The organism is Amycolatopsis thailandensis, from assembly GCF_042723255.1.
Classification (GTDB): Bacteria; Actinomycetota; Actinomycetes; order Mycobacteriales; family Pseudonocardiaceae; genus Amycolatopsis; species Amycolatopsis thailandensis.
The window spans coordinates 1-9,666 of sequence record NZ_JBHXJK010000217.1 but is presented as its reverse complement, the minus strand read 5'-3'; the positions used below and the strand labels follow the sequence as shown (position 1 = coordinate 9,666).

Genomic DNA, 9,666 nt, shown 5'->3' with positions numbered 1-9,666 from the left:
GCCTTCCCTACTCTCAAGGTAGGGAAGGAGGCCTTCACGGAACGGCGGTCCGTCAGCCCGGCGGGGCGAAGGGGTTTTCCGGTTCCGGAGCGGTCTCCGACTGCGGCGGTGTGACCGGCGCGGGAGCGGCCGCCTGCGGATACGACTGCGGATAAGACTGCCCATAAGACTGAACAGGCTCCCCCTGCGGCGCGTACTGCCCATGAGGCGCGTACTGCGCAACAGCAGGCGCGACAGGCTGCGCGTACTGAGGCCGCAGCTTCTCCTGATCCCGCCGCCGACGCTCGGCCAGCACCGCCGACAGGTACGCCCACGACGGCACCCCCGGCGGCACCGGCGCCCCGATCTCCCCGGCGACCTGCTGCGCGAGCCCGTACCCGAGCGCCTCGGCCGCTTCCGGCCGAAGCTCGCTCGTACGGCTCAAGTACTGACGCACGGCCAGCGCGAGGTCGTTCGGCAACCGGGTCAGGTCCAGCTGCGAGGCCCAGTACGCCAGCTGCGGCGGCATGCCGACGTACGGCGTCCGGGCGGCGGGCATGCGTTCCCGGATCACCAGGGTGCCGGCGAGGTAGTCGCCGACGCGGCGGCCGTTGGGCGACAGCAGCGACGTGATCACCGCCACGACACCGAGCAGGCCCAGCGCCCAGAAGTCCACGAAGAACCCGGCGAGCCCGCGGACCAGCGCGTGCCGGAACCGGACCGGGCCGCCGTCGGTGCGGACCACGCGCAGGCCGAGCGCCATCTTCCCGAGGGTGCGCCCGCGGCTCAGTGTCTCGAAGATCACCGGGTAGCCGACCATGACCAGCACGAGGGTCACCAGGAACAGGGTCAGCGCCAGCGCTTCGTCGCCGAACGCGGCGATCTGGCTCAGGACCAGCATCGCGACGACCAGCGTGACGAGCTGAAGGGCGACGTCGATCATCATGGCGAGCCCGCGGCTGGCCAGCTTCGCCGCGCGCACGTCCAGGACGACGGCCTCGCCGGTGACGAGATCGGACTCTTGTTCCACCCGGCAAGCGTAGTGACGAATAGGCTGGGCGACCAAGGACGATCGCCGGGAGGGCTCCGAGTTGGACGTGGACGTGTTCGTCGCCGCGCACCAGGCCGAATGGAATCGGCTGCGTGACCTCGTCGGCCGCGCCGGGAAACTCAGCGGGCCGGACGCGGACGAACTGGTGACGCTGTACCAGCGGGTCGCGACGCACCTTTCGATCATCCGCTCGGTCGCGCCCGATCCCGTGCTCGTCGCGCACCTGTCCGGGCTGGTCGCGAAGGCCCGCTCGGCCGTCACCGGCTCGCACAGTCCCGCCTGGCGCGAGGTCCGGCTGTTCTTCACCCACCGGTTCCCCGCAGCGCTGTACCTGAGCCGGCGCTGGTGGCTGGCGTCGGCGGCCGCGTCGATCGCGGTGATGGCGATCGCGGCGGTGTGGATCGCCGGCGATCCGCAGGTGCTCGCGTCACTGGCCTCGCCCGAGGAGTTCAAGGACCTGACCGCGCCCGGCGGTAAGTACGAGACGTACTACTCGTCCGATCCCGCGGGTTCCTTCGCCGCGCGCGTCTGGACCAACAACGCGTGGGTGGCCGCGACCTGCCTGTTCCTCGGCGTGGTGCTGGGGGTCCCGGTGATCTACGCGCTCTGGGCGAACTCGCTGAACCTCGCGATCGGCGCGGCGCTGATGTCCTCGGCCGGACGGCTCGACGTGTTCTTCGGCCTGATCCTGCCGCACGGGCTGCTGGAGCTGACCGCGGTGTTCGTCGCGGCCGGGACGGGGCTGAAGCTCGGCTGGACGGTCGTCGACCCGGGACGCCGTTCCCGGACGGCGGCGCTCGGCGAGCAGGGCCGCTCGGTGGTGGTGATGGCGCTGGGACTGACCGTGGTGCTGCTGATCTCCGGCGTGATCGAGGGTTTCGTGACGCCATCGGGCCTGCCGACCTGGGCCCGCATCGGAATCGGAGTAATCGCCGAGGTCGCGTTTCTACTCTATGTGTTCGTCGTCGGGCGCCGGGCCGCGAAAGCGGGGGAAAAGGGTGATGTCGACTGGCGATACGCTGGTGATTCTCGACCGGAAGCGGGCTGACCTGGTTAGCTCCCCCCATGGGGAGAAAACGTTTACGCGTATTCGCGATAGCCGTCCTGTCCGTATTCGCCTCGACGCTGCTCGTCGGCGCGTCCCAGGCCAAGACCGTCTCCGCGCCTTCGGGCAAGCAGAACTGGGTGGTGAGCGTCGGCGGGTTCCGCACCGACGCCGACCGCAACTACGTCCGGCTCGGTTATCTCGTCTTCAACCCGGCCGACAACACCGTCGCGCACAATTTCTGGACGTGGAGCCAGGCGGATTTCCCCGCCCCGGTCAACAGCGGCGACGTCTACTACTGCGGAGATTGGGCACCGGGATCCAACCCCCGCAACAATTGTCCGATCAAGACCGCGCCGGGCTTCACCGGTGAACCGAACGGTCACTTCACCGGCACCTACGCCCAGAAATCGGGGCAGGTGGCCATCACCTGGACCAGCAGCACCGTCGACGGCACGACCACTCCCGTGAACCTCACCGAGACCTGGTCGGTTTCGGAGACACGGCCGGGGCTCGGCCGGATGCAGCTGGTCGGCGACAACTATTCGATCAGCAGCGGCATCGCCTACGGCAGCAACGCTTCTCTGGCGCAGACCAGCAAGGCCCCGATGAGCTCCGTGCGCGCGACCCAGCGGTCGTACCTGCTCGAAGGCCAAGGCGTGAACCGCCGCGCGATCACCAACTGGACCAGGGGAAGCAGCGGCGCCCTCGGCGTCGGCCCCGGGTGGAACAAGTGCGACGACGGCTCGTGTCTCGGGTTCGTGCAGTACGACTCCGGCTGCGATCCGTCCTCCTGCTGCCCCGCCGGCCCCGGCCACGCGGCGTGCGCGCAGAAGATCATCGACACCGGCGACAGGCGGTTCTACTACCTGAGCGACGCCTTCGGCGGACGGCGCAACAGTTACGAGTTCTGGTGCGAATGCCTGTCCTACAACGGTTGCTACCTCGGCAACAGCCACGTCCGCCCGCTGCTGCAGGTGATCGACGACGCGGGGGCGTTCCAGGGCTGGGTCGGCGCCGAGGTCAGCCCGGACCGGAGCGGCTCGCGGGATCCGTCGGGCGAGTACTACTCCAGTTTCGCGCTGGTGGCCTAGCCGATCACAGCCGTCCGGCCGCCTTCAGCGCGAGATACCGGTCGGCCAGGCGCGGCGGCAGATCCTCGGGCACGGCGTCGACGACCTCGACGCCGTGCCGCGCCAGCCGCGCGGTGACCTGGCGCCGTTCGGCCAGCACCCGCTCGGCCGCGGCCGCGTCGTAGACGGCTTCCGCGTCACCGCGCCCCGCCGCCATCTCGGCGACCCGCGGGTCCGCCACCGAAGCGATCATCAACTGGTGCCGCGAAGTCAGCTTGGACAGTATCGGGAACAGGCCTTCCTCCAGTGGCGCCGCGTCCAGCCCGGTCAGCAGGACCACCAGCGCGCGCCGCCGGGTCCGCCGCAGCACCTCGGCGATCATCCCCCGCGCGTCGGTCTCGACCAGCGACGGTTCCAGCGGCGCCATCGCGTTCACCAAGGCGGGCAACAGTTCCGACGATCCCTGGACCGCGGCGTGGACCTGGCGGTCGTAGGCGAGGAGGTCGACGCGGTCACCCGCCCGCGCGGCGAGCACCGCCAGCAGCAGGGCCGCGTCCATCGCCGCGTCGAGCCGCGGCGCGTCGCCGACCCGGCCTGCCGAAACCCGGCCGGTGTCGAGGACCAGCACCACGTGCCGGTCGCGTTCCGGGCGCCACGTCCGCACCATGACGTCGGACGCGCGCGCCGAGGCCCGCCAGTCGATCGACCGGACGTCGTCGCCGATCACGTACTCGCGCAGGGAGTCGAATTCCGTGCCCTGGCCGCGGATCAGCACCGCGTTGCGGCCGTCGAGCTGTTGCAGCCGCGCCAGCCGCGACGGCAGATGCTTGCGGCTGTGGAACGGCGGCAGCACCCGCACGGTCCACGGCACCTCGTGCGAACCCTGCCGTGCCGCGAGCCCCAGCGGCCCGGTCGACCGGACGGTGACCCTGGCCGCGGTCCGGTCGCCGCGCCGGGTCGGCAGGAGCCGAGTGGTCACGACGCGCCTTTCGCCCGCGGGCAAGGTCAAGCGGTGCCTGTCGTCCGCGCCGGCGCTGGGCGGCCACGCGTCCCGGAGCCACGCGCGCACCGGACGGCCACCGGGATTGGCGACGGTCAGCGTGACCTCGCAGTCCTCCCCCAGCCGCACGGACGTCGCGCCGGATCGCGCGAACGCCAGCTTCCGCACGCTCCCGGCGAGCACGAGATCCAGCACCACCAACAGGAACAGCACCGCCGCGGCCAGCCCGATCCCGGCCCACGAGGGCAGCAGGAAGCCGACCACCGGCGCCGCGAGGAGCGCCAGCAGCCCGAGCCGCCCGGTGACGGCCATCAGCGTGGAACGGGCACGGACGCGAGGACGCGGTCCAGTACACCGTCGGCGGTCGCGCCTTCGAGCTCGGCTTCGGGCCGCAGGTCGAGCCGGTGCCGCAAAGACGGCCGTGCCAAGGCTTTGACGTCGTCCGGCGTGGCGTAGTCGCGGCCCGCGAGCCACGCCCACGCCCGTGTCGCGGCCAGCAGCGCCGTCGCGCCACGCGGGGAAACACCGAGGCGCACCGACGGCAGCGCCCGGGTCGCGCGGCAGACGTCGACGATGTAGGCGAGCACCTCGGGACGCACGGTGACCCCGGCGACCGCACGCCGCGCGGCGTCGAGCTGCGCGGCGCCGGCGACCGGCTGGATCCCGGCCGCGGTGAGGTCGCGCGGGTCGAAACCCTGCGCGTGCCGGGAAAGGATGCCGAATTCGTCCTCGCGGGACGGCATCGGCATGGTCAGCTTCAGCAGGAATCGGTCCAGCTGCGCCTCGGGAAGCGGGTACGTGCCCTCGTATTCGACCGGGTTCTGCGTCGCGATAACGATGAACGGATCAGGCAGCGGCCGCGTCTTGCCGTCGCTGGAGACCTGCCGCTCCTCCATCGCCTCCAGCAGCGAAGACTGCGTTTTCGGCGGGGTGCGGTTGATCTCGTCCGCCAGCAGGAGGTTCGTGAACACCGGGCCCTCGCGGAAGGAGAACTCGCCGCTGTGCGCGTCGTAGACGATCGAGCCGGTGATGTCGCCCGGCATGAGGTCCGGCGTGAACTGCACCCGGGTCGTCTCCAGGTCCAGCGCGGCGGCCAGCGCCCGCACCAGCAACGTCTTCGCCACCCCCGGAACGCCTTCGAGCAGCACGTGTCCCCGGCACAGCAACGCGATGATGAGCCCGGTGACCGCCGCGTCGTTGCCCACCACGGCCTTCCCGACCTCGGCGCGCAGCGCGATCAGCGCCGCCCGCGCTTCGGCCGCACCATCCACACTGGACTGATCGCTACTCAAGACCGCTCCACCTCTCGTTCCACGACATCGAGTCCGTCCGCCAGCCGCACCAGCGCGGCGTCATCGGCGGGCGGGTCCCCGTACAACAGCGCGCCGATCTCGGCGGGCGCCCGGCCGGTCCGCCCGGCGACGGACTCCACCAACGCGGCGGGTTCGGCGTCCCGGGTGAGGCCCAGCAACGGCCGGAGCCGCGCGCGAGCGGCCTCACGCAACGTTTCCCCGGCGTGCGCGGCGGCCTTCGCCCGGCGATACAACCGCGCCCGCCCCTCGGTGGCTTCGGCCGCGCGCACCACGACCGGGATCGGCTCGGTCACCACCGGCCCCAGCCGCCGGGAACGCCACAGCGCCAGCAGCACCACCGCGAACCCGGCCTGCAAGGCCGCGTACGACCAGCCCGCCGGGATCAGTTCCGACAGCGGCTTCTTCTCCGTCTCCAGCGACGGATCGGCGGCCGTCGGCAGGTACCAGACCAGGCGTTCGTGCTTCCCGAGCAGGCGCATCGCGAGCGCCGCGTTGCCTTCGCCTGCCAGCCACTCGTTGGTCAGCGGCGCGGGGGTGCCGAGTACGGTCACCGTCCCTTGTGGACCGGGGACTTCGAGATACGAACCGCCGTAACACTCCAGCGCCCTCGGCTGCGTGGCCGCGTACTTCAGGCCGCCCATCGTCGCGTTCCCCGCCGCGACGGGGTCCTTCGCCTCGCAGTCGGGCGCGCGGGTCTCGGTCTCGGCCTGACCGTTCACCCGCACCCCGGGGAGGACTTCGTCGACCGTGCCGGGGCTCGGCTGCACCAGCACGACGTGCTCGGCGTTCTGCCTGATCTCCGCGAAAGCACTCTTGGGCACGTACTCGGGCTTGGTGATCAGGACGGTCGCGTCCCTCGCGACGCCCTTGGCCGCGGCGGCGGTGCGCACGATCGGGATCTTGACGCCTTCCCGTTCCAGCAGGGTCGCCAGCGCGCGGCCGCCGCCGGGCTCGTAGGAGCCCGGTTCGAGCGCGCCGGTGGTCTGCTCGCCCTGGACGAGGACGAGCAGCGTCCCGGTCAGCACGAGCAGGAGGACGACCGCGAGCGGGAGCCGCACCCCGCGCCAGATCCGGCGGGCGTCGGGCGAAACCGAGGTCATCCGGCCGCCAGGGCGACGGGCCGGGCGCGACGGCAGCGTTCGTCCAATTCGGACAGTGAGCGGTAGCCGTCCTCGGTGGCCGGGATGTCTCCGTAGTGGACGTCGTCGAACAACCGCGCGCCGGCGCGCAGCGGGACGGCGACGTCGGGAAGCAGGCGTCCGGCTTCGAGGGCGGCTTCGTCGGCCGTCCGGCCCGACTTCTCGTCCAGCAGCGCCCGCTCCTCCAAGGACCGCACCACGGCGCGGAAGATCTCACGGACAGCGTCGTCGAAGTCACCCCGCGACGCCGCTTCCTCGGCGGCCTTGCGGTGTTCGCCGGAAGCCTTGCGCTGCCCGGCGAACACGGCCCGTCCGCTCTTGGCCGACGTCGCCAAGGGACCGGATCGCACGCGGATCACCACCACCAGCACGATCAGCACGACGGCCAGCAGCACCACGGCGAAGATCCCGCCGGGCACCGCGCTGTCGACGGTGTCGAGGAAGCTCAGCAGCTTTTCGAGCACCCAGCTGAACGCCTCGGACAGCCAGCTCGGTTTCGCGTTCTGATAGGCCGGATTCGCGAGTTCTTCGGCCGCGCGCAGCCGGGCGGTGTCCCGGTCGATGTCGACCGGGACTTCGGTGAGGAAGCGCGTCACCATGCCTGCGGCGGGGGCGGCGGCGTGATCCCGGCCGCGCGGGCCAGTTCGATGTCCATGCCCTCGCGGCGCATCCGCTGGTCGATGTAGAGGATCACGGTCACCAGCGCGGTGAACGGTCCGACGATCGTCTGCGCGATCACCGTGCCCACCGACTGGAGGATCAGGTCACCGGTCGAGGGAACGTACATCTGGTCCAGATTGCCGAAAATGGACAGGAAGGCGCTGAAGCTGAACGGGATCGTGATGATCGAAGCCAGGAACGACGAGATCACGTACGCCAGCAGCAGGATCCCGAAGACCCGCCAGAACATCCCGGAGACCAGCTTCACCGACCGGCGGAACGCCTCCATCACGGTGCCGCGTTCGAGGATGAACGCGGGGCTGGCCAGCGCCCAGAAGGTGTAGGGGATGATCGCGGGCAGCAGGCAGAAGATGGCGGCGACCATGATCGCCAGCGTGTAGAGCACGGTCAGCCCGAGCAGCGGCAGCAGCCGCGGCGTCGCCTCTTTCAGCGCCTCTTTGAAGGTGACCGGCTTGCCCAGCACGGCCTTGCCCATCAGGACGGTCAGGAATCCGGTGAGGATGGTCGTCCCGAGCAGGGTGGCGACGAGGGTGATGAACGACGTCGCCAGCGATCCGCCCAGGACGCTGAACATCTGGTTCATCAGTTCCTGATCGGTGGCCGCCGGGCCGAGATCGCGGATTTTCTCGAGGTCGCCGGTGGTGTCGACCAGCAGCAGCCCGACCAGGTTGAGGGCCGCGGTGAGCACCGCGGTGATCGCGGCCGCGCCGAAGACCATCCGCCAGTACTTGCGCATGGCCGTGACCGCGCCGTCGAGGATGTCGGTGAGGTTCAGCGGGCGCAGCGGGATGACCCCCGGCCTGCCGAGACCGACCTTCCAGTTCGCGTACTGCTGCTGCGGCGGCGGCTGATACGACGGCAGCGGAGGCGGCGGCGTCGCCCCGGACGGGGACTGCCACTGCTGCTCCGGCGCCGGTGACGGCGGCACCTCACCCCGCGGCGGCGTCGGCGCGTCCGCCTGCGGCTGTGCCGGTTCGCCCGCCTGCGGCTTCGGCGTCTCGGTACCTTCCGGCCCGGACGGTCCGCCGGTCTCCGTCATGCGACAGCCCCCTACCCGTTCATGTTGCTTGCGCACACTCTTCCAGAGGGTCCGACACCCAGCCAGAGCTGGGGGGACGACACTGATGGGTGACCGCTCGCCTCACGCTGGATACCCTCTGCTGCCAAGTGCTGGGAGGGGAGGCCGTTAGCTCGTTATGCTGAACATCGGACCGGGCGCCCCCGGTTCGCCCCTAGAAACACCGGGACCGACTTGATGACGCAACCGCCCCACGGCCAGTGGCCGCCACGCGGCGCCGTCCAGCCACCGCCGGTGCACGGTCAGCCCCCTCCCCAGTGGCACGGCGCACCGCATCAGTACCCGCCGCCGCCACGCCGGTCCGTGGGCGCGATCGTCGGCATCTGCCTCGGCGCGGTCGCCGTCCTGGTCCTCGGCCTGGTCGCGATCGTTTCACTCAATCGTGACGGCAACGATCACGTAGCGAACGCGGGTTACAGCACGCTGCCGAGCCCGCCCCCGTCGGCGGAACTGACGCCGAGCGGGTCCGCGTCGCCCTCGTCCTCGACGAACCCGTTCCCGACGTCGCCGACCAGGGCACCGTCCTCTTCGAGCGGACCGCAGAAGATCCTCAAGCTCGGCGACCACCCGATCCTCCAGGACCCGAGCGCCGGCCTGCAGAACCGCGTCTGCACGCTGCCGCAGTGGCAGAGCAGCCAGCAGGCCGCCGAGGCGTTCTTCACCGCGGCGGGCAAATGCCTCGACAACGCGTGGGGCCCGTTCCTCGAGGCCTACAAGCTGCCGTTCATCCCGCCCGCCCTGCACTTCCCGACCGGGGCCAGCTTCGAAACCGAATGCGGCACGATCCAGGTGGGCATCGCGACGGCGGCGTACTACTGCGAGAACAACCTCTACGTGCCGTTCCGGGGTCTGCAGACCGACCAGTACGGCAACAACCCCGGCGTCTACCTCGCCCTTTTCGCGCACGAGTACGGGCACCACGTGCAGGAGGTCGCCGGGCTGATGGACGCGGCCTGGCAGAAGATCTACGAATCGGGCCAGAACAGCCCCTCCGGGCTGGAGATGTCCCGGCGCAAGGAACTCCAGGCGCAGTGCTTCTCCGGGATGTTCCTCGGCGCGCACGTCGACCAGGGCGGCACGGTCAGCCGGGACATGTACAACAAGGCCTGGAACGACCAGGAGACCCGGGGCGACAACACCTCACGCAGCCAGGACCACGGGACGAACGCGCATTACGCGTCCTGGTGGCGGGCCGGCGCGAGCAACAACCGGATCGCCGACTGCAACACCTTCTCGGCGCCGTCGAGCGCCGTTTCCTGACGATGTGAAGTACATGAAGGCCCCCTTCCTTGCGCCTGGCGCAAGGA

At 70.6% G+C, this 9,666-nt stretch carries 9 protein-coding genes; 3 read left to right on the top strand and 6 right to left on the bottom strand.

Going from position 1 to position 9,666, the window contains the following annotated elements:
- Positions 1–52: 52 nt before the first annotated feature.
- On the bottom strand, positions 53–1,009 hold the full coding sequence (locus ACFWMR_RS41125; RefSeq protein ID WP_378382304.1) for an RDD family protein: 957 nt from the start codon (positions 1,007–1,009) through the stop codon (positions 53–55).
- A 61-nt stretch (positions 1,010–1,070) separates the two neighbouring features.
- Here ACFWMR_RS41125 and ACFWMR_RS41120 point away from each other — a divergent pair, with 61 nt between their 5' ends.
- Together ACFWMR_RS41120 and ACFWMR_RS41115 are read left to right on the top strand one after the other, a co-directional pair.
- Positions 1,071–2,078 carry a stage II sporulation protein M gene (locus tag ACFWMR_RS41120; protein ID WP_378382303.1) on the top strand — a complete coding sequence of 336 codons (1,008 nt, stop codon included), beginning with the start codon at positions 1,071–1,073 and terminating at the stop codon, positions 2,076–2,078.
- Positions 2,079–2,095: 17 nt separating this feature from the next.
- Positions 2,096–3,169 (top strand): hypothetical protein, encoded by a 1,074-nt coding sequence (locus ACFWMR_RS41115; RefSeq protein WP_378382302.1) that lies wholly within the window; start codon positions 2,096–2,098, stop codon positions 3,167–3,169.
- Positions 3,170–3,173: 4 nt separating this feature from the next.
- On the opposite strand, the gene ACFWMR_RS41110 is transcribed toward ACFWMR_RS41115, so the two are convergent.
- Genes ACFWMR_RS41110 through ACFWMR_RS41090 form a run of 5 tightly spaced genes read right to left on the bottom strand, consistent with a single transcriptional unit; the run spans position 3,174 to position 8,320 of the window.
- Positions 3,174–4,460, bottom strand: coding sequence for a DUF58 domain-containing protein (locus tag ACFWMR_RS41110; protein WP_093936556.1), 1,287 nt, complete (start codon positions 4,458–4,460; stop codon positions 3,174–3,176).
- Positions 4,460–5,419 carry an AAA family ATPase gene (locus tag ACFWMR_RS41105; RefSeq protein WP_093936557.1) on the bottom strand — a complete coding sequence of 320 codons (960 nt, stop codon included), beginning with the start codon at positions 5,417–5,419 and terminating at the stop codon, positions 4,460–4,462. Before ACFWMR_RS41105 ends, ACFWMR_RS41110 begins: the two co-directional genes overlap by 1 nt.
- A gap of 17 nt (positions 5,420–5,436) precedes the next feature.
- Positions 5,437–6,561, bottom strand: a complete 1,125-nt coding sequence (locus tag ACFWMR_RS41100; RefSeq protein WP_093936558.1) for a DUF4350 domain-containing protein — start codon at positions 6,559–6,561, stop codon at positions 5,437–5,439.
- A complete protein-coding gene (locus ACFWMR_RS41095; protein WP_378382301.1) occupies positions 6,558–7,199 on the bottom strand; it encodes a DUF4129 domain-containing protein in 642 nt (213 codons plus the stop codon). Before ACFWMR_RS41095 ends, ACFWMR_RS41100 begins: the two co-directional genes overlap by 4 nt.
- Entirely contained in the window at positions 7,193–8,320 is a 1,128-nt protein-coding gene (locus ACFWMR_RS41090) for a hypothetical protein (protein WP_378382300.1), read from the bottom strand. The genes ACFWMR_RS41095 and ACFWMR_RS41090 overlap by 7 nt, the downstream gene beginning before the upstream one ends.
- Before the next feature lie 216 nt (positions 8,321–8,536).
- Here ACFWMR_RS41090 and ACFWMR_RS41085 point away from each other — a divergent pair, with 216 nt between their 5' ends.
- On the top strand, positions 8,537–9,619 hold the full coding sequence (locus ACFWMR_RS41085) for a neutral zinc metallopeptidase (RefSeq protein WP_378274513.1): 1,083 nt from the start codon (positions 8,537–8,539) through the stop codon (positions 9,617–9,619).
- The last annotated feature ends 47 nt before the right edge of the window (positions 9,620–9,666 follow it).

Coding starts and splice junctions, on each gene's coding strand:
- ACFWMR_RS41085 (WP_378274513.1), top strand. CDS start 8,537: ATGACGCAACCGCCCCACGGCCAGTGGCCGCCACGCGGCGCCGTCCAG.
- ACFWMR_RS41110 (WP_093936556.1), bottom strand. CDS start 4,460: ATGGCCGTCACCGGGCGGCTCGGGCTGCTGGCGCTCCTCGCGGCGCCG.
- ACFWMR_RS41095 (WP_378382301.1), bottom strand. CDS start 7,199: ATGGTGACGCGCTTCCTCACCGAAGTCCCGGTCGACATCGACCGGGAC.
- ACFWMR_RS41115 (WP_378382302.1), top strand. CDS start 2,096: ATGGGGAGAAAACGTTTACGCGTATTCGCGATAGCCGTCCTGTCCGTA.
- ACFWMR_RS41100 (WP_093936558.1), bottom strand. CDS start 6,561: ATGACCTCGGTTTCGCCCGACGCCCGCCGGATCTGGCGCGGGGTGCGG.
- ACFWMR_RS41090 (WP_378382300.1), bottom strand. CDS start 8,320: ATGACGGAGACCGGCGGACCGTCCGGGCCGGAAGGTACCGAGACGCCG.